We start from the raw sequence: 19,417 nt of genomic DNA on the forward strand, positions 1-19,417 counted from the left end.
TTCCAATTATCCTTGGGGGTTCGGGGGCAACGCCCCCGCTTTGAGCTACTGCGCCGCAATCGCGACGTTGCGCCGGCTCTGCGTGGTTGACAGCGGAAAGACCTTTGCCGGGTTCAACAGCCACTTCGGGTCAAACACATCCTTCACGCGCAACTGGGCTTCGATGTCAGCAAGTGCATATTGATGCAGCATCAGATCTCGCTTTTCGATCCCAACGCCGTGTTCGCCGGTCAGACACCCCCCGACCTCGACACAGAGCTTCAGGATCTCGGCCCCGAAGGCTTCGCACAGCTCCAGATCACCGGGTTTGTTGGCATCAAACAGGATCAGCGGGTGCATGTTGCCATCCCCTGCGTGAAACACGTTTGCCACTTTCAGGCCGAACTCCGCGCTCATCTCCCCGATGCGACGCAGAACCTGCGGCAGGGCAGAAACGGGAATCGTCCCATCAAGACACATGTAGTCGTTGATCTGTCCCATCGCACCAAACGCGGATTTGCGTCCAAGCCAGATGCGCGCGGCTTCCTCGGAATCCCCCGCTTCGCGCAACTCCACCGGGTTGTGGCGCCGCGCGATCTCGGTGATGAGCTTCAGCTGATGGTCGATTTCTGCTTCTGACCCTTCGACTTCGATGATCAGCAAAGCTTCGCACATCGGATAGCCCGCTTTGGCAAACGCTTCGCAGGCTTCAATGCAAGGACGGTCCATGAACTCAATCGCCACCGGCAGAACGCCCGCTTTGATGATATCAGAAACACAGGCCCCAGCGACTTCATTGCTGTCAAAGGCCACAAGCACGGGCCGCGCCCCTTCGGGTTTGCGCAAAATCCGGAGGGTGGCTTCGGTCACCACGCCCAGCTGCCCCTCACTGCCGCAGATCACCCCGAGGAGATCAAGCCCACCGGCATCCAGATGCGCGCCACCTATTTCGACAACCGTTCCGTCCATCATCACCATGGTGACCCCAAGAAGGTTGTTGGTCGTCACCCCGTATTTGAGACAATGCGCCCCACCGGAATTCATTGCGATGTTGCCAGCAATCGCACAGGCGAGCTGTGAAGAGGGGTCAGGCGCATAAAAGAAATCCTCTTCTTCCACGGCGCCGGACACCGACAGGTTGGTGCGCCCGGTCTGAACACGGATGACACGATTGTCGTAGTCCGTCTCCAGCACCTCGTTCATCCGCGCCACCCCGAGGATTACGCAGTCTGCGGTAGGCAATGCGCCCCCCGCCAGCGATGTTCCAGCTCCACGCGGTACAACGGGTACATTCATCTGGTGACATATCCGCAGAACGTCTGACACTTCCTGAGTAGAGCGCGGCAGAACCGCCAGCATCGGCGGACATTTATAGGCCGTCAGCGCGTCACACTCATACGCGCGTGTCTCTGCTTCATCCGAAATCAGCGCATCCTTTGGCAACACCTGTTGCAGGCGCTGCAAAAGCTCTGCCTTCAAGGACAGGATGGCGGCATTGGGGGGTGGCATCTCCATGCGGGCTCTCCTCTTTGGTAAAATAATATTACCAATCTATCACCTCTGGCAAGGCTGAACTGACTAAGCTAGGGTCGCCCTATGATTTGGATCGAGCGCCTGAGCCAGTTTTCTACGTGGGATTTCATAAGCCTGGCCTGCTATTTGCTGGGCTGGCTCTGGATTGGCTGGCGCATCGAAAATCCCAGCAAATCGCGCCCGTCCGTCTCGATCCTGATGGCAGATTTTCGACGCGAGTGGATGAAAGAGATGGTGACGCGCTCGCCCCGGATATTTGATTCGCAAGTCATCTCCTCCCTGCGCCAAGCCACGGCATTCTTCGCGTCGGCCACCATGCTCGCGCTTGGGGCGGGGCTTGCGCTCATTGGCAACACAGATCAGCTTGCAGGTGTTGCGCAGGATCTGGCACTCGGGCAAACCCCGGATTTTGTCTGGGAGATCAAGATCATCCTCGTTCTGGCTGCGCTCACCAATGCGTTTCTCTCTTTTGTCTGGTCGCATCGGCTCTTTGGCTATTGTTCGGTGCTGATGGCCGCCGTCCCCAATGAACCGAGCGACCCCCGTGCCTATCCGCGCGCCTGCCAAGCCGCAGAGATCAACATCACTGCCGCGCGCAGCTTCAATCGCGGTCTGCGCGCCACGTATTTTTCACTGGCCGGACTGGCATGGCTGGTGAGCGCCGAAGCCCTCATTATCGCCACGGTCATCACGCTGGCCGTGCTCTACAGGCGAGAGTTCATTTCCCGGTCACGTCGCATCCTGATGCAATCAAAACCCGAAACCACGTCGCCCACCGAATTGTGACCTGCACAGGTCGCAACATCGGCTAGACTGGCCCCATGCTGAGATATGTCCTGATCCCGTTCTTGGGCCTGGCCGGCCCATTTGCTGCCCATGCTGCAGATCCCGTCATCGAACAGGCGACCGCAGAGCCGAGCGGCGACACGTGGCGTTTTTCAGTTACGATCTCCCACCCCGATACCGGTTGGGAGCATTACGCGGACGGTTGGCGCGTGCTTGATATGGCGGGTAACGAACTCGGGCTGCGCGTGCTGGCCCATCCGCATGTGAATGAGCAACCCTTCACACGATCGCTTGCAGGTGTACGTCTTCCTGCGGGCACCACACAGGTGCAAATTCAGGCACGCTGCAATCTCGACGGATGGGCTGCCACAACAACCGTGATCGACCTGCACTGACCAGATCAGACCCGGTGATAGGGACTGCCCGAGAGGATCGTGGCGGAGCGATAGACCTGCTCAGCCAGCATCAGGCGCACCATCATGTGTGGCCAGACCATCTTGCCAAAGGAAATCGAAAAATCCGCTTCGGCGCGCAACGAGGGGTCGATTCCATCGGCACCACCGATGACAAAGGCCAGGTCCTGCCGCCCCATGTCGCGCCACCCTGCAAGCTTCTCGGCAAAATCCGGCGAGGATATGACCTTCCCCCGCTCATCCAAGGTGCAGATCAGCGCCCCTTTGGGCAGTGCCTTGCGCAGCAGATCCGCTTCGGCGCCCATCCCTGCGTTTTTCTTGTCTTCGACCTCAATCACCCTGGCCGGGCCAAGACCCAGAGCGCGCCCGCTGCGGTCAAACCGCTGCAGATAGTCATCAATCAACGTCTTTTCCGGCCCAGCGCGCAGACGCCCGACCGCGCAGATATGTACGCGCATTCAAAATCCGATGTTAGGAGAGCTCTGCGCATGCAGGATGCATCACGCGAGAGGATAAATTGAACGGGCCGTGTGACCTGCTCGGGTCAGGCGAGGCCCGACCCGCAACATGTCACTGCGGAACCCGTGTCAGCTAGCGACAGCGCCAGCGGGCAGCCACATCTTCTCGATCTGGTAGAAGTCGCGCACTTCGGGACGGAAGATATGCACGATCACATCACCGGTGTCGATCAGAACCCAGTCACCTGCATCCTTGCCTTCGACTTTACAGGCGACGCCGAATTCATGCTTCAGCTTCTCAGTCAGTTTTTCGGACATTGCCGCAACCTGACGGGTCGAGCGGCCAGAGGCCACGACCATATAGTCACCGATGGAGGTCTTGCCGCGCAGGTCGATCTGCGTGACGTCCTCGGCCTTGTCTTCATCGAGAGAGGAAAGGATGCGCTCCAGCAGATCCTCGCTGGAGAATTGGGTTGCGGACGCTGCCATCACGGCTGCTCCGGACGGGGCGGCGACGGCCGCCTGAGGTTGGGGTGCCAGGACATTGTCCTCCTTGCTGCGCGCCGTCAGACCCCCGGCGCTGGGGTCGTCTCAAATGTAGCAACTGCGCCGCGCCTTTTCAATCAAGCTTCGGGGCTGCACCGCGCGACTGTGTCGCGCGCTCCGCATTGCCCTGCTCCTCGCCCTCGACGTCACCCTTAGGCCCCATACGCCCTTCGGCCATCTCGACAGCCAGACTATTGTTTAACAGGCGCAATTCCCGCTGCGGGAAGGGGATCGAAACCCCCTCGGCCTTGAAGGCGTCCCAAAGCGCGAGAAACACATTGCCGCGAATATTCGTAAGTCCGCCCGTTGGATCCGCGATCCAGAAGCGCAGGATGTAATCGACGCTGCTGTCCCCGAATCCAACGATATGACAGACCGGCCGCATACCATCGCGATCCAGCACGCGGTCCACGGTCATCGTCGCAGCAATAGCCACTTTGCGCACCAAATGGGGATCGTCATCATAGCTTGTGCCAAAGTGAATATCGAGCCGCACATAGCGGTTGGAATGCGACCAGTTCACCACTTGCGAGGTAATCAGATCCTCGTTCGGGATCAGGTACTCCTTGCCATCCCGCGTCACCACAGAGACGTAGCGCGCGCCCAGGGCATTGATCCAACCAAAGGTCTCTCCAAGGGAAATCACATCTCCCGGCTTAATCGAGCGATCCATCAAGATGATGATGCCTGAGACCAGGTTGGAGACGACTTTTTGCAAGCCAAAACCAATCCCGACGCCCACCGCCCCCGACAGGACGGCCAGCCCCGTGAGATCAAACCCGATGGAGCGGATCACAATCACAAATGCGATCCCGTACAAAAGCACCTGCACCGCCTTGCCGGCGAGCACCTTCATGGAGGGCGACAGATCCTCGTTGCCGCTGAGGCCACGCTCAGCCAGAGCAGAGCCCATGCGCGCAAATGTAAGCAAAGCGGTCGCCAACACCAGAGCCTTGAGCACAACCAGCAGCGAGAGATGGAAGGACCCAATATCAAAGGCGGTGGAATCGAGAACCCGCGCGGTATCATCCACCAGGTTGAAGACTGCAAGCGTTGCGTAGATCCACAAGAGCCAAGAGGCGAGTTTGCGCAGGGTTGGGTTGGCAATAAAGCGCGCCATCAGCGCAATCACCAGCCACGCGGTCGCCAGTTTTGCAACCGCCCCGATAAGATAGCTGCGGGAGGGCCATGTCACCTCTTGCATGACCGCGAAGACCACCCAAGAAAAAACAGTGAAATAGATCAGCGACAGCCGCCTGAGCACTTGCACGGCCAGGCGAAGGCGCCACTTTGGCCAGCCCTCACGCGACCGCGCCCAAGCTTCCCAGCGCCCTTGGGTCAGCTTTCGCATCAGGATCGACGCCAGAACCAGAGCGATCACGATCAACACCTGGTACTGCCGCCACCCCGGGGTGAGCGCGATTTCCCAATAGTCTTGCGCCAGTTCCAAAAGGTAATCCAACGTGCCCTGTACCTCTTCGGGTAGAATGTCTTGCTCCATTCCTGTCCTCCTTCGCACCAGCATGTGCCGCAGTTGGGGCACTCTGCAAGGGGAACTGCCTGTCTTGTGATCGGACTGCACGGAGAACGAATCTTGATTGTCGCGAGGTGTGGATATATGCCACTGAGCATGACTCACGTATTGGCTCAGACGATTGCCCTTCAGGACCGCGCGCGACTGCGTGAACGGTTCTTTGGTGCCGCCCGCACGGTTCTTGCGCGCCTATAAGCTGCGCAGCCAGACCAGTTTCGCCAGCACATTTACCCACATACGGGAGAGGACCGATGTCCCCCAAAACACTCTATGACAAGATCTGGGATGCGCATGTCGCGCAAGAAGCCGAAGACGGCACCTGTCTGCTTTATATCGACCGTCACCTCGTTCACGAGGTGACAAGCCCGCAAGCCTTTGAAGGGCTGCGCATGGCAGGTCGCAAGGTGCACGCGCCAGAGAAAACCATCGCGGTGCCAGATCACAACGTCCCCACCACTGCAGGACGCGAAAACCCCGACCAGATGCCGGAGGACAGCCGCATCCAGGTAGCCGCCCTTGACACCAACGCGCGTGAGTTCGGCGTGCATTACTATCCGGTGACCGACATCCGCCAGGGTATCGTGCACATCGTCGGCCCCGAGCAAGGCTGGACCCTGCCCGGTATGACCGTGGTCTGTGGCGACAGCCACACCGCGACCCACGGTGCCTTTGGCGCGCTGGCGCATGGCATTGGCACCTCGGAGGTGGAGCATGTGCTTGCCACCCAGACGCTGATCCAGAAGAAGTCCAAGAACATGAAGGTCGAGATCACCGGCAAGCTGTCGCCGGGCGTGACCGCCAAGGACATCGTTCTGACCATCATTGGCGAAACCGGCACCGGTGGCGGCACTGGCTATGTCATCGAGTATTGCGGTGAAGCGATCCGCGATCTGTCGATGGAAGGCCGCATGACAATCTGCAACATGGCCATTGAGGGCGGCGCACGCGCCGGCCTGATCGCGCCCGACGAGACCACCTTTGAATACGTCAAAGGCCGCCCGCATGCCCCCAAAGGCGCGCAGTGGGAAGCCGCCGTGAACTGGTGGAAAACGCTCTACTCTGACGACGACGCCCATTGGGACAAGATTGTGACCATCCGCGGCGAAGACATCGCGCCGACCGTCACATGGGGCACCAGCCCCGAAGACGCGCTGCCGATCACCGCAACCGTCCCCGCCCCCGAGGATTTCACTGGTGGCAAAGTCGAGGCCGCGCGCCGCGCGCTTGACTACATGGGCCTCACCCCCGGGATGAAGCTGTCGGACATCGAGATCGACACCGTGTTCATCGGCTCCTGCACCAACGGCCGCATCGAAGATCTGCGCGCCGCTGCGGATGTAGTCAAAGGCAAGAAGATCAAGGACGGCATGCGCGCCATGGTGGTTCCGGGTTCCGGCCTCGTGCGCGCCCAGGCAGAAGAAGAGGGCCTTGCCGAGATCTTCAAGGATGCCGGTTTCGAATGGCGTCTGGCGGGCTGCTCCATGTGTCTGGCAATGAACCCCGACCAGCTGAGCGAGGGCGAGCGCTGCGCCTCCACCTCCAACCGGAACTTTGAAGGCCGTCAGGGCTTTAAGGGACGCACGCACCTGGTGTCGCCAGCCATGGCCGCCGCTGCTGCCGTTACCGGCAAACTCACCGACGTTCGCGAGCTCTGAAGGACAACACCCATGGAAAAGTTCGAAACCTTCACCGGGATTGCGGCGCCAATGCCGCTGGTCAACATCGACACCGATATGATCATCCCCAAGCAGTTCCTGAAAACCATCAAACGCTCCGGCCTTGGTGTGCATGCCTTTGACGAGATGCGGTATGATCGGCAGGGCAACGAAGTGCCTGACTTCGTGCTGAACAAACCGGCCTACCGCGAGAGCTCCATCCTGGTGGCAGGCGACAACTTCGGTTGTGGTTCCTCGCGCGAGCACGCGCCTTGGGCACTGGCAGATTTCGGTATCAAAGTGGTGATCTCCACCTCTTTTGCCGACATCTTCTTCAACAACTGTTTCAAGAACGGCATGCTGCCGATCGTTCTGCCGCAGGAACAGGTCGACCTGCTGATGAAGGACGCGGAGAAGGGCGAAAACGCCCGCATGACCGTGGATCTTGAGGCTCAGGAGATAACCACCTCCGAGGGTGATGTGATCAAGTTTGACGTTGATCCTTTCCGCAAGCACTGCCTGATCAATGGCCTCGACGACATTGGTCTGACGCTTGAGAAAGCAGATGCGATCAAGGCATATGAAGAGCGCGCAGCGCAAGAGCGCCCCTGGGTCTGAGCCCAATGACATCTGAAAGTTAGAAAAGGCCGCCCTGAATGGGGCGGCCTTTTGTTTGGATAATGTGTTGAACGCACTCTTGATCGCGGCGAAACTGCCTAACGGTTCCTAGACCTCTCAAGCAGCTTTCGGCTCTTTTGATTTTGCACCTGAAGCGCAGAAACGTCATCGGCGCGCTGGCGTCTGCCCCGAAATGCCGAGAAAGCAAAAATACCGACCGGAATTGCGATCACAACTAGATACACTGCCGCAACCCAGACAGGCATGAGTTTGACACAGAGCACGAACCCGATGAATGAGGCCATCTCAATCACAAGGATCTGCCAATGCCTCATTCTACGCGAAAGCGCGGCACACCAGTCGATGTACCGCGCCAGATACAAGCCGATTAGAAACACTTAGCGGCTCAGGCCGCCATGCAGTGTCGGCACGTCCAGACAGCTGAAGCCATAGTGACGCAACCAGCGCAGGTCGCTCTCAAAGAAGGCGCGCAGATCTGGGATTCCGTATTTCAGCATCGCCAGCCGGTCGATCCCGATGCCAAAGGCAAAGCCTTGATACTTTTCGGGGTCGATCCCGCCAGCGGCGATCACCTTCGGATGCACCATGCCGGAACCGAGAATTTCAAGCCAGTCGTCGCCTTCGCCGATCTTCAGCTGACCATTGTCCCAGCTGCAGCGGATGTCGACCTCTGCGGAGGGCTCCGTGAAGGGGAAGTGCGACGCGCGGAAACGCAGCTCAACCTCGTCCACTTCAAAGAAGCTCTTCACGAACTCCTCCAGAACCCATTTGAGGTTCGCCATGGAGATGTTTTCGTCCAGCGCCAGCCCTTCGACCTGATGGAACATCGGGGTGTGGGTCTGATCATAGTCGGCGCGGTAGACGCCACCGGGACATATGATGCGCAAGGGCGCGCCCAGTTTCTCCATCGAGCGGATCTGAACGGGGCTTGTGTGCGTGCGCAGTACATGCGGCGGGCGATCATCGCCCTCGGCGCGGTGCATGTAGAACGTGTCCATCTCGGCACGGGCCGGGTGATGGCCGGGGATATTCAGCGCATCAAAGTTGTACCAGTCGGTATCAACCCGCGGGCCTTCCTGAGCGGAGAACCCCATTTCCGCAAAGATCGCAGTCAGCTCCTCGGACGCCTGAGAAATCGGGTGGATCGACCCTTGGCGGCGCGGACGCGTTGGCAGCGTCACATCGAGCCACTCCGAGCGCAGACGCTCATCCAGGGCCGCATCGCCAAGCGCTGCCTTCTTGGCCGCCAGCGCCGCGTTGATCTCATCCTTGAGCGCATTCAGCGCCGGGCCGGCCACCTGGCGCTCTTCCGGTGTCATCTTGCCCAATTCACGCATTTTGAGGGCGACTTCGCCCTTCTTGCCCACAGCCGCGAGGCGCACGGCCTCCAGCGCGTTTTCATCCGTGGCTTCGGCGATCTGGCCGAGGTATTTTGCTTTAAGATCGTCCATGACGGCCCCTCAAGTCTCGCTTTGATGTCCTGCTACCACACGAGGCGTCGAAAGCAAGCACCCGAGGCGCCGGAGCGACGACATAGCCCATTCCTGTCGCCCTGCGTCTACGATTGCCCCCTCATTGTCGCCAAAGCTGTGCTGTCATTGGAAACCGCAAACCCCTTGCATGCGGCGGCGCGAAAGCCCACTTTGGGCCTGTATTCATTTGGGCCCTTGCTATGCATGATCGCATCACCCGCAAATTGACAACGATCCTGGCCGCGGATGCCGAGCAATTCAGTGCGGCGATGACAACCGATGAGGTAGGCACCTATACGGAGCTGCAGTCGGCGCGCGATGTGTTTTTCAAGCTGATCGAACGCCACGGCGGGCGGGTCGCCAATACCGCAGGCGACGGGCTGATTGCCGACTTCCCCTCGGTTGTCGAGGCGGTGCAATGTGCGATCGAGGTTCAGCAGGAGCTTGCCGCCAAGGACAGCGCCCTCTCCTTTCGGATCGGCGTAAATCTGGGCGATGTGATCTGTGATGGCGAGGATCTGATTGGCGAGGGCGTGAACCTCGCAGCCCGCTTGCAAACGATGGCAGAACCGGGTGGCGTCCTGATCTCGCAACAGGTCTATGACCACGTCAAGAACAAGCTCTCCATCGGGTTTGAGTATCTGGGGGATCGCAGGCCACGCAACCTTCCCGAAGATGTCGCAGTCTATCGCATCTCTTTGGGCGCACCGCGCCCGAGCCGCGCCAGCCATCCACGCAGCAGCGCGCAGGTATGGTCGGACCCCGATCCGTTTGCCGACGCGCCTCAGCGTGACTATGGGCTGACGGATGACGCTGAGGACCCAGAAGAGGTGCCCCTGCGCGGGCTGGATCGGCTCGTTGGCCGCCGCCTGCCGCTAAGCAAGCGCAGCAAGACACTGGTGCTTGTCGCAGCCGGGCTTTTTGTGATCGACCTTGCCTCAGGACGGGGAATCTGGGCGCACTGGCCGCTGCTGGTGATCGCAATGGTGATCGGGTTGCGAGACGGGCCGCGCCTGCTTGGACGCACGGAGTTTCGTGGCATCCCGGTCAAACTATGTGTGATCGCAGCCTTTCTGCTACTGGTGAACCTTTTCAGCTGGCAGGGCGTCATGTGGTCCCTCTGGCCAATTGGAGGGATGGCTGCCTATTCTCTCCTGAAGCGACGCTGGTCAGAAGCCGAGTGAGGCCACTGCCCTGTGCGGACCTAGCACCGCTCTTGAAGAATTATCAGGATATAAAAACAAGAAACCCGCCGAATTGCTTCGGCGGGTTCAATCCGTTTGGCTTCACCTGAAAATCAGGCAGCCAGCGCGTCCTGTGCCTGACGCACGATCGCACCGAAAGCTTCGGGCTCGTGTACGGCGAGGTCGGCCAGAACCTTACGGTCCACTTCGATACCGGCCAGGTTCAGGCCGTTGATGAAGCGGGAGTAGGTCAGAGCCTCGTCGTGGCTGCGGACGGCAGCGTTGATACGCTGGATCCACAGGGCGCGGAAATTACGCTTGCGGTTCTTCCGGTCACGGGTTGCATACTGGTTGGCCTTATCGACGGCCTGACGGGCAACCTTGAAGGTGTTCTTGCGACGGCCGTAGTAACCTTTGGCTGCCTTGATGACCTTCTTATGACGGGCGTGAGTGACGGTACCACCTTTAACGCGGGACATATCTCAGATCTCCTCTTAGCGGTCGTAGGGCATGAAGCCCTTGACGATCTTTGCGTCCGGTGCGGACAGGGTGGTGGTTCCGCGTGCATCACGGATAAATTTCTTGTGACGTTTGATCATGCCGTGGCGCTTGCCGGCCTGACCAGCCATGACCTTGCCGGTCGCGGTCACTTTAAAGCGCTTTTTGGCGCTCGATTTTGTCTTCATCTTGGGCATTTCCGTCTCCTTATTCGTAGGTTCGCTACACACGCGACTCGGCATGCCACACTGGCCGGTCGCGCGAACAGGGCTGCCCTTTACGTCAGCCACTCACAAAGGGCAAGCGGTTTTGATCATAGAAAGCGCCCGATCACCCGAAAAAAGACATCCGGAACATCAGCGAGGCTATACCCACCCGGGTGGTTCAGCACTGCCCAAGCGATGCAGCCACCCCCTAGAATCAGCATCGCCGCAGCCGTTATCGGGCTGCGGCGATGGGCATAGGCTGCAAAGAAGGCAGGCACACCAAGCCAGGCGAGTATCAGCCCAGTCACCAATAACAGGTCCGTGTCCATACGCCTCACCCCCTAATACATACGGGGGAAAGGGTATTATTCCGGGTCGGTATTGTAAATCAGGCGTTCATCACAAGGCGCAATGCGCAAGATATTGGTGGTGCCCGGTACGTTGAACGGCACACCGGCAGTGACGACAACCTGATCCGTCTCAGAGGCAAAGCCACCCGAACGCGCGGCACGCGCAGCAGATACCACAGCCCCCTTGAAGCGATCCACCTTGGGCGTAACCACACAGTTGCAACCCCAGGTCAGGCAAAGGCGGCGGGCGGTTTTTGCCAGCGGTGTCAGCGCGAGGATCGGCACATAGGGCCGCTCGCGCGCAGTCAAAAGCGCGGTGGTTCCGGACTGTGTAAAACAGCAGATCGCCTTGATCTCGGTCTTCTCCGCAATCTCGCGCGCAGCTGCCACGATGCCATCCGCGATGGTGTCACCCTTGGAAGAGCGGGAAGCGGCGATAATGTCGCGATATGTCGGGTCCTGCTCCACTTCGGTTGCGACCTTGTCCATCGTCTGAACCGCTTCGATAGGGTACTGACCCGCTGCAGACTCCGCGCTGAGCATGATAGCGTCGGTGCCCTCGTAGATCGCGGTTGCCACGTCAGAGACCTCTGCACGGGTGGGCATCGGGCTCTCGATCATGCTCTCGAGCATCTGTGTCGCCACAATCACGGGCTTTGCGGCCGCGCGGCTCTTGCGGACCAGGCGTTTCTGGATCGGCGGCACATGCGAAACCGGCAGCTCAACGCCAAGATCTCCGCGCGCTACCATGATGCCATCGGAGGCATCCAGAATTTCTGCAAAGTTGTCGACGGCGGCGGGCTTTTCGATCTTGGAGAGGATTGCGGCGCGCCCATCAGCCAGAGCGCGGGCCTCAAAGACGTCTTTTGCGCGTTGTACGAAGGACAGCGCCAGCCAGTCGACACCGAGCTCGCAGACAAACTCCAGATCCGCACGGTCTTTTTCCGAAAGTGCCGCCAACGGCAGGATCACATCGGGAACATTCACACCCTTGCGGTTCGAGATGGTGCCACCGGTGGTCACGACGCAATTGGCATAATCCTCGCCGCAATCCTCCACCTTGAGACGGATCTTGCCATCGTTGACCAGAAGCGAAGCACCGGGCTCCAGCGCCTGAAAAATCTCGGGGTGCGGCAGGCAAACGCGCGACAGATCGCCCTCGGCCGGATCGAGATCAAGGCGGAAATTTGCCCCTTCTTCGAGTTCCTCGGCACCATTCGCAAACACGCCGACGCGGAGTTTAGGTCCCTGCAGGTCGGCCAGAATGGCGATGGTGGAGTCCAGGTCTTCTTCGACCTGGCGGATGATCTTGTGCTTCACCGCGATTTCATCGTGGCTGCCGTGGGACATATTCAGGCGGAACACATCCGCACCTGCCTCATGCAGAGCGCGAATGGTCTCGTAGGTCTCGGAGGCAGGACCGAGCGTGGCCACGATTTTGACATTGCGCGTGCGTTTCATGGGATCTCCATCCTTCGGCAGCCGCATTTTTGAACGGCAAATCTTGATAACGAATTTACGTGGTAGGGCGCTATGCAACCAAAAGCTTCACACAGACCGTTAACGCAAACATTTCTGCGGGCCTTATGGCCCAATTCACGCTGTGCCGCAACTATTCTCGACTTTGATCACCAATTGATGTCGCTCTGATGACCCCAGCATGACACCTTGATCCTATGTGATCGCCCTGCGCGCGGGCAACTGCGTTTGAAGCAAGAAGAATGCTCTTGGCTAGGGACTTGCCCCCTCTCGCCGATAAAAAATCGACAAATGATCGGATAAACGCCAGCAGCTGTATCTCCAGCGCGTCAGTCGGCGCCTGCGACCTCCAGCACGATTTTTCCGATATGGGTCGATCCCTCCATGCGCGCATGTGCAATGGCGGCCTCCGCCAATGCGAAGGTCGAGTCCATCACGGGGCGCAGTTTTCCAGCCTCGATCAGCGGCCAAACGGCCTCCAGCAGATCCCGGGCGATGCGCGCCTTGGCGAGGTCGCTTTGGGGACGGAGAGTTGATCCCGTGACCGTGAGACGGCGCGCCATGATCTGCGCAAAATTCAGCTCCGCCTTTGGGCCTTGCAGAAAGGCAATGTGGACCAGCCGCCCATCATCCGCGAGCGCCTTAATGTTGCGGGGGATGTAGTCCCCACCCACCATGTCCAGAATAAGATGTGCGCCCCCGTCTGCCCTGAGGATCTCGACAAAATCTTCATCGCGATAATTGATCGCGACATCTGCCCCGAGTCCGACGCAGGCAGCGCATTTGTCGTCCGACCCCGCGGTGGCATAGACCCGCGCCCCCAGCGCAGACGCCAACTGAATGGCGGTGGTGCCAATTCCCGAGGACCCGCCATGCACAAGGAAACGCTCTCCGGCGCGAAGGCCGCCGCGCGTGACGACATTCGACCAAACCGTGAAACAGGTCTCGGGCAGGCAGGCGGCTTCCTTGAGGCTCAGCCCTTTAGGAACCGGCAGGCAATGGGCTGCTGGCGTAGCGACATAGTCCGCGTAACCGCCGCCGGGCAGCAAGGCGCAGACGCGATCACCAAGATTCCAGCCGGTTACACCTTCGCCCAGCGCGACAATCTCGCCTGAGGCCTCCAGCCCAGGTAGGTCGCTCGCGCCTTTCGGCGGCGCGTAGGCGCCGGCACGCTGCAAGGCGTCCGGCCGGTTCACTCCGGCATATGCAACGCGGATCACCACCTGACCATAGCCAGCGGACGGCACCGGGCGCTCCACAAGCTTGAGCACATTCGGCGCGCCAAATTCCGAGATTTCAATCGCGCGCATTGTCTGCGGGAGTTCTAACGTCATCGGAACGGTCCTCTGCTATCTGTTGCCCAGAGACCTAGCATCCCCGCTTCAATCGGCCAAGCCATGCAAACTCTCGCCGCGCCCCGCGCGCGGGCCACCCGCCTCCGAGACCGCGCTCAAGCGCGGGGCTGCCAGCGGCCCGGCAGGTCCTCGCGGCGTTCTGGCGCGCGAACATGGCTCATCAACCAGTTGGGCCCGGCCAGCAATGGTTTCAGGAGCGGGTTCTTGTTGACCTGTGCCTTCAGACTTTCAAACTGCATAACATTGTCGATGCGCCGATCCAGAAAGGCCCAGCTTGCCTGATGTTCCGGGCTGTCATCGCCCAGCCAGAACAGCACCGTCGACGAATAAACTCCCGAAAGCGTGGCACGTTTGGTGTACCAATTGGCATCCTCTGAGGTGTCCCCGAGCGCCGTCCAGATCGCATCAGCTGTGCCCCAGATCAGCTTTGCGCCTTCGGCGGCGTGCTGTGGCAGCGCAAATAGCGTTGCTCCGCGACGCACGGCCTCTTTGTCTTCCACGGCCTCCAGACGATACCGGACGGCCGCTGCAACTCGGTCCCGGAACCGCAGGCTACCAAGGTCGGCCTCTTTGAGGCGCGCCAGCATCATTGCATCACCGCGCTTGTGGTAGGCCACCGCCAAATCCACGGCACGACGCGGGAACAGGGCCTCTGCAAGAGTGGAATCTACGCCCGAATCAGCGACCGACGCATCCCAGGTTGCCGGGGTCCAGCCATCAAAAGTCACATGCATCAACGCAGCATCCAACAGTTTTTCCTGTATTTCCGTGCTGGGATCGGTGAAATTTCCTTGATTTTCAGCCATAGCAGCGATGCTCCTTTGTCCTGGCGGTTCCAGTACTAGACAATTTAGGACCATCTTGCTATACGGCCACCTCCTGCAAATCCTTGCAACTCAACTTAGAAAGGTGGTGAAAACCACATGCAGGTTAGTGTTCGCGACAACAACGTCGATCAGGCGCTCCGCGCCCTGAAGAAGAAGCTGCAGCGCGAAGGCGTCTTCCGCGAAATGAAGCTGAAGCAACATTTCGAGAAGCCCTCCGAGAAAAAAGCGCGCGAGAAAGCTGAAGCTATCCGCCGTGCCCGCAAGCTGGCACGCAAAAAAGCACAGCGCGAAGGTCTCCTCTGAGGTCACTCGCACGTCTCCAGTCGCTTCTGGATACTGTTTAAGAATAAAACCCCCGCAGACCTCGGTCGCGGGGGTTTCATTTTGTGGGCACCACAGGTTCGAGATCCAGTCACGATCCGGCGAGCCCCGGACCCACAAATGGCAATCAGCGCACCTGAAAATAGTTGTAGATCGTTTCCGCCAGCGCGTCTGAGACGCCGTCCACCGCCTTGAGATCCGACAGGTTCGCGCGGCTCACCGCCTTGGCGCTGCCAAAATGCGTCAGAAGTGCCTTCTTGCGACGCGCGCCGACGCCGGGAATGTCATCCAATGGATTGGCCACAAGAGATTTTGCCCGCTTGGCCCGGTGGGTGCCGATGGCAAACCGGTGCGCCTCGTCGCGCATGCGTTGAATGAAGTAAAGCACAGGATCATTGCGTTGCAGCGCAAAGGCGTTTTCGCCGGGGCGGTAGAACTCCTCCTTGCCATGGTCGCGATCGACACCCTTGGCCACCCCGACCATGGGAATGTCCTGCACGCCATGCTCCTCCATGATCTCGGCCACGGCCGATACCTGCCCCGCACCGCCGTCAATGAGCAGAAGATCCGGCCACATGCCCTTTTGGCGGTCGGGGTCTTCTTTCAACAGGCGGGAGAAGCGGCGGTTCAGCACCGCCTTCATCATGCCAAAGTCATCGCCTGCAATGACCTCACCATCCTTGATGTTGAACTTACGATAGGCGTTTTTCATAAAGCCCTCAGGCCCCATGACGATCATGCCACCGACGGCGTTGGTGCCCTGAATGTGAGAGTTGTCGTAAACCTCGATGCGGTTTGGCGGAGCTTCCAGCCCAAAAGCATCAGCAATGCCGCGCAAAAGTTTGGCCTGTGTGGCGCTCTCGGACATCCGGCGAGCGAGGCTTTCACGGGCATTGCGCACAGCCGAGGCCACAAGCTCGGTCTTCTCGCCCCGCTGGGGCACCACGATTTCCACCTTGCGCCGGGCTTTCTCACTGAGTGCCACAGCCATCAGATCTGCGTTTTCGATGTCATCCGACAAGATGAGCTGACGTGGAACATCCTTGTTGTCATAGAACTGGCCAATGAAAGCCTCCATGACTTCGGCGGCGGACATATCCTCGGCCACGCGCGGGTAGAAGTCCTGATTGCCCCAGTTCTGATTGGCGCGAATAAAAAACACCTGCACGCAGGCCAGCCCGTTTTCCAAATGCAGGCCAATGATGTCAGCCTCGGACACGCCACGCGGGTTGATGCCCTGCGCCGATTGCACCTGCGTCAGCGCCTTGATCCGGTCCCGCAAGGCTGCCGCGCGCTCATATTCCATCGCTTCCGAGGCGGCTTGCATCTCAGCGCCAAGCTCTTCCTGGATCTTTGTGGAGCGTCCCGCCAGAAACCGCTCTGCATCCCGGACACTGTCGGCGTAATCCGCCTGCGAGATCTTTCCCACACATGGGCCAGAGCAGCGTTTGATCTGATACTGCAGGCAGGGCCGGGTGCGGTTTTCAAACATGGTGTCTGTGCAGTTGCGCAGCAAGAACGCTTTTTGCAACTGATTCAACGTCCGGTTCACCGCCCCGGCACTGGCAAAGGGCCCAAAGAAGCTCGCCTTCCCCTTGCGTGCGCCGCGGTGCTTTTTCAGCTGCGGAAAAGCATGGTTCTTGCTCACCATGATGTAGGGAAAACTTTTATCGTCGCGCAGCAGCACATTGTATTTGGGCTTCAGCTGCTTGATGAGGTTTTGCTCCAACAAGAGCGCCTCGGTTTCGGTGCGCGTTGTCAGGAACATCATGCGGCTGGTTTGTGAGATCATCGTCTCGATGCGCTGCGTATGTCCCGGGCGGGTGTAATTGGACACCCGCGCCCGCAGATTGCGCGCCTTGCCGACATAGAGCACCCTGCTTTCGTGATCGAGCATACGGTACACGCCCGGCGATGAATCAAGCGTCTTCAGGTATGCCTGAATGACACCGTATCCGGTGCGGGGGGGCTCGGGTTGGTCGGGCGATTCTGCGCTGATGTCGTTCATAGTCTCTGACATATGATTCTGAGCCATGTGCTGCAATCTTCAGGCGTGAAGTTCAAGCTGTGATGAATCCACCATTCCTGTGGATAACAATGCGGGTAACTTTGGGCTTGTTTGAATTTTCCCTTTATGTTGGGCGACTTCGCTGATTTGCTTAAAATTTAATCAATCCGGTAGCACACTGATTTTTTTGACATTTTCCCACCCATCGCCCCAAATCATTGAAAACACTTGGGTTTTTGTAACGACTCTGTGACGGTGCTGTGATGGGTGCATAAGTCGCGCCGGAAACCCTTCTTTTGCACCCCAAAGATGAAGCTCGCGCCCTTCTCTGACAGGTTATTCCGGTAGCAACGCATCTGGCGTCTGCCAGGCCAAATGCTGCCCGCCATCGACGCAAATGAGCTGTCCGGTAATGGCCGGCGCGCCGACCAGATAGCGCAGCGCCGAGGTGATGTCCTGCTCTCCCGCGCCGCGCTGCAGCGGGGTGGCGCGACGTTGCGCAGCAAAGTCGGCAACACTCTGGCGCGGCCCCTGAAGCGTCGGTCCCGGTCCAATTGCATTCACCCTGATCCGTGGCGCCAAGGCCTGCGCTGCCGTCTGCGTCAGGGTCCAAAGCGCGGATTTCGCCAGTGTGTAGCTCAGGAAGTCCGGGGTGAGCTTGTTGACCCGCTGGTCAACCATGTTGATCGCCACAGCCGCAGCGCGGGGCTCGCCGGCCTCATCCGAGAGATCCGGCAGAGACTGCGCGGCCAACGCCTGAAGCAACAGCACAGGCGCTCGCAAATTGCTCTGCATATGACGATCCCAACTGTCGCGGGTCACGGAGGCGAGATCATCAGGTTCAAAAATTGACGCGTTGTTGATGAGACAGGTGATGTCCCCACCGAGCGCTTCAGCTGCCTGCGGGAGCAACGCCTCGGTTTCTGTATCTCGCAACAGGTCCGCTCGCAACGCGACGGCCCGCTGGCCTCGTGCCTCGATTTGCGCCACGACATCGTTGGCGTCTTGCTCCGATGAGGCATAGTGGACGGCAACGTCATAGCCGTCCTCTGCAAGCGCCAAGGCCATTGCCCGCCCCAAACGCTTACCCGCTCCGGTTACCAATGCCCGCATGTTTGATCCCTTTGTCTTTGTGGCTTTCACAAAGACCTAGAGCAGAGACCATACATAGACCACATAAAGCCCCGTCAATATGATCCCCCAGATGCGCGTAATGTCCTGTCGGAAGAACACAAACGGGATGATCAGCAAGGACGACGCCAGCATCACCCAGAGATCAAAGCGCAGGAAGGCCGGGTCGACGGTGATCGGCCCCACAAAAGTGGTCAGACCGATGATTGCCAGAAGGTTGAACATGTTTGAGCCGATCACATTGCCCAAGGCAACGTCCGCCTGTCGGCGCAGGGCCGCAACCAGCGTTGTGGCCAGCTCAGGCAGCGAGGTGCCCAGCGCCACCAACGTCAGGCCGATCACGGTTTCAGAGAGCCCATACATGCGCGCGATGATGGTCGCGTTCTCGACCAAAAGCTCTGCACCAAGAGGCAAACCGATCAAACCGAGCACCAGATATATGCCGATGCGCCAATACGGCATGTCCGGGTCGGCTTCGTCAATCTCTTCGAGTTCGTCGTCTTCCCCGGCAGCACGATGCGCCTGAGCCTCGCGAAAAGCCGTAAACAGTACGCCAAAGAGCGCCAGCAGAAGGACAACGCCCGAGACCCAAGTGAAGGTCCCAACAAAGGCCAGCGCGATAAACAGCACCGAGGCCGCAATCATGAAGATGTAGTTCTTGCGCGTGTTGCACTCGCTTGTGTGCAGTGCACGCATCAAGGCGGGCAGCCCGAGCACCAAAAGTATGTTGGCCGTATTGGACCCCACCACGTTACCCAGTGCGATACCGTCGGCATTTTCATGCACCGCCTGGATCGCGATCAGCAGCTCTGGCGCAGAGGTGCCAAATGCCACGATGGTCAGGCTGACGATCAACGCAGGAATACCAACCCGCAGACTGAGGTTCACCGCGCCGCGCACCAGCGCATCACCTGCCAGCAACAGAATTACCAAGCCTAGGACAGAAAGCAGCCAGGGCATCATGGTTTTGGACCTCCTCGTCCACAGTCACAGGCGCCCCTGCCGATTTTGAAACGTCCACAGGACGGGCAGCGAGCCGAATT

The 19,417-nt window shown here is 59.3% G+C and carries 21 protein-coding genes; 7 read left to right on the top strand and 14 right to left on the bottom strand.

Annotation, left to right across the window (positions count from 1 at the left end; all coding sequences use genetic code 11):
* Positions 1-45 precede the first annotated feature (45 nt).
* Complete coding sequence (locus tag TM1040_RS16940; protein ID WP_011539821.1) at positions 46-1,494, bottom strand: FAD-linked oxidase C-terminal domain-containing protein; 1,449 nt, start codon at positions 1,492-1,494, stop codon at positions 46-48.
* A gap of 81 nt (positions 1,495-1,575) precedes the next feature.
* Between TM1040_RS16940 and TM1040_RS16945 the strand changes: the two genes are divergently transcribed.
* Together TM1040_RS16945 and TM1040_RS16950 are read left to right on the top strand one after the other, a co-directional pair.
* On the top strand, positions 1,576-2,298 hold the full coding sequence (locus TM1040_RS16945; protein ID WP_011539822.1) for a DUF599 domain-containing protein: 723 nt from the start codon (positions 1,576-1,578) through the stop codon (positions 2,296-2,298).
* Positions 2,299-2,333: 35 nt separating this feature from the next.
* A complete protein-coding gene (locus TM1040_RS16950; RefSeq protein WP_011539823.1) occupies positions 2,334-2,693 on the top strand; it encodes a hypothetical protein in 360 nt (119 codons plus the stop codon).
* Positions 2,694-2,698: 5 nt separating this feature from the next.
* On the opposite strand, the gene rlmH is transcribed toward TM1040_RS16950, so the two are convergent.
* The 3 genes from rlmH to TM1040_RS16965 form a co-directional block, all read right to left on the bottom strand.
* Complete coding sequence (gene rlmH / locus TM1040_RS16955; RefSeq protein WP_011539824.1) at positions 2,699-3,169, bottom strand: 23S rRNA (pseudouridine(1915)-N(3))-methyltransferase RlmH; 471 nt, start codon at positions 3,167-3,169, stop codon at positions 2,699-2,701.
* A gap of 129 nt (positions 3,170-3,298) precedes the next feature.
* The gene (gene rsfS, locus TM1040_RS16960) at positions 3,299-3,658 is read right to left on the bottom strand and encodes a ribosome silencing factor (protein ID WP_011539825.1); all 360 of its coding nucleotides are present in this window, start codon (positions 3,656-3,658) and stop codon (positions 3,299-3,301) included.
* A gap of 130 nt (positions 3,659-3,788) precedes the next feature.
* Positions 3,789-5,216, bottom strand: coding sequence for a mechanosensitive ion channel family protein (locus TM1040_RS16965; RefSeq protein WP_011539826.1), 1,428 nt, complete (start codon positions 5,214-5,216; stop codon positions 3,789-3,791).
* A 117-nt stretch (positions 5,217-5,333) separates the two neighbouring features.
* Here TM1040_RS16965 and TM1040_RS20090 point away from each other — a divergent pair, with 117 nt between their 5' ends.
* From TM1040_RS20090 to leuD, 3 genes are read left to right on the top strand one after another with little or no spacing between them, the layout of a single operon-like run.
* Positions 5,334-5,444 (top strand): isopropylmalate isomerase, encoded by a 111-nt coding sequence (locus TM1040_RS20090; RefSeq protein WP_084789033.1) that lies wholly within the window; start codon positions 5,334-5,336, stop codon positions 5,442-5,444.
* A gap of 56 nt (positions 5,445-5,500) precedes the next feature.
* On the top strand, positions 5,501-6,904 hold the full coding sequence (gene leuC / locus TM1040_RS16970) for a 3-isopropylmalate dehydratase large subunit (RefSeq protein WP_011539827.1): 1,404 nt from the start codon (positions 5,501-5,503) through the stop codon (positions 6,902-6,904).
* A 12-nt stretch (positions 6,905-6,916) separates the two neighbouring features.
* Entirely contained in the window at positions 6,917-7,522 is a 606-nt protein-coding gene (gene leuD, locus TM1040_RS16975) for a 3-isopropylmalate dehydratase small subunit (protein WP_011539828.1), read from the top strand.
* Between the two features lie 398 nt (positions 7,523-7,920).
* Here the strand turns inward: leuD and pheS are convergent, their stop codons facing one another.
* The gene (pheS, locus tag TM1040_RS16985) at positions 7,921-8,994 is read right to left on the bottom strand and encodes a phenylalanine--tRNA ligase subunit alpha (RefSeq protein ID WP_011539830.1); all 1,074 of its coding nucleotides are present in this window, start codon (positions 8,992-8,994) and stop codon (positions 7,921-7,923) included.
* A gap of 221 nt (positions 8,995-9,215) precedes the next feature.
* Here pheS and TM1040_RS16990 point away from each other — a divergent pair, with 221 nt between their 5' ends.
* A complete protein-coding gene (locus TM1040_RS16990; protein ID WP_011539831.1) occupies positions 9,216-10,199 on the top strand; it encodes an adenylate/guanylate cyclase domain-containing protein in 984 nt (327 codons plus the stop codon).
* 113 nt (positions 10,200-10,312) lie between these two features.
* Here TM1040_RS16990 and rplT read toward each other — a convergent pair whose 3' ends face one another.
* From rplT to TM1040_RS17020, 6 genes are all read right to left on the bottom strand, one after another.
* Positions 10,313-10,678 carry a 50S ribosomal protein L20 gene (gene rplT, locus TM1040_RS16995; RefSeq protein ID WP_011539832.1) on the bottom strand — a complete coding sequence of 122 codons (366 nt, stop codon included), beginning with the start codon at positions 10,676-10,678 and terminating at the stop codon, positions 10,313-10,315.
* A 15-nt stretch (positions 10,679-10,693) separates the two neighbouring features.
* Positions 10,694-10,894, bottom strand: a complete 201-nt coding sequence (rpmI, locus tag TM1040_RS17000; RefSeq protein WP_009178285.1) for a 50S ribosomal protein L35 — start codon at positions 10,892-10,894, stop codon at positions 10,694-10,696.
* Positions 10,895-11,010: 116 nt separating this feature from the next.
* The gene (locus TM1040_RS17005) at positions 11,011-11,232 is read right to left on the bottom strand and encodes a hypothetical protein (protein ID WP_011539833.1); all 222 of its coding nucleotides are present in this window, start codon (positions 11,230-11,232) and stop codon (positions 11,011-11,013) included.
* Between the two features lie 36 nt (positions 11,233-11,268).
* Entirely contained in the window at positions 11,269-12,714 is a 1,446-nt protein-coding gene (gene pyk, locus TM1040_RS17010) for a pyruvate kinase (protein ID WP_011539834.1), read from the bottom strand.
* 347 nt (positions 12,715-13,061) lie between these two features.
* Positions 13,062-14,066 (bottom strand): NAD(P)H-quinone oxidoreductase, encoded by a 1,005-nt coding sequence (locus tag TM1040_RS17015; RefSeq protein WP_011539835.1) that lies wholly within the window; start codon positions 14,064-14,066, stop codon positions 13,062-13,064.
* Positions 14,067-14,182: 116 nt separating this feature from the next.
* Positions 14,183-14,893, bottom strand: a complete 711-nt coding sequence (locus TM1040_RS17020) for a COQ9 family protein (protein ID WP_011539836.1) — start codon at positions 14,891-14,893, stop codon at positions 14,183-14,185.
* A gap of 117 nt (positions 14,894-15,010) precedes the next feature.
* On the opposite strand from TM1040_RS17020, the gene rpsU reads away from it, so the two are divergent.
* A complete protein-coding gene (gene rpsU, locus TM1040_RS20095; protein ID WP_005614280.1) occupies positions 15,011-15,217 on the top strand; it encodes a 30S ribosomal protein S21 in 207 nt (68 codons plus the stop codon).
* A 145-nt stretch (positions 15,218-15,362) separates the two neighbouring features.
* On the opposite strand, the gene uvrC is transcribed toward rpsU, so the two are convergent.
* The 3 genes from uvrC to TM1040_RS17040 form a co-directional block, all read right to left on the bottom strand.
* On the bottom strand, positions 15,363-17,255 hold the full coding sequence (gene uvrC / locus TM1040_RS17030; protein ID WP_193339815.1) for an excinuclease ABC subunit UvrC: 1,893 nt from the start codon (positions 17,253-17,255) through the stop codon (positions 15,363-15,365).
* Between the two features lie 324 nt (positions 17,256-17,579).
* Positions 17,580-18,386, bottom strand: coding sequence for an SDR family oxidoreductase (locus TM1040_RS17035; protein ID WP_256378206.1), 807 nt, complete (start codon positions 18,384-18,386; stop codon positions 17,580-17,582).
* Between the two features lie 6 nt (positions 18,387-18,392).
* Positions 18,393-19,337 (bottom strand): calcium/sodium antiporter, encoded by a 945-nt coding sequence (locus TM1040_RS17040; RefSeq protein WP_011539839.1) that lies wholly within the window; start codon positions 19,335-19,337, stop codon positions 18,393-18,395.
* Positions 19,338-19,417: the final 80 nt, after the last annotated feature.

It is taken from the genome of Ruegeria sp. TM1040 (assembly GCF_000014065.1).
Taxonomy (GTDB): domain Bacteria; phylum Pseudomonadota; class Alphaproteobacteria; order Rhodobacterales; family Rhodobacteraceae; genus Epibacterium.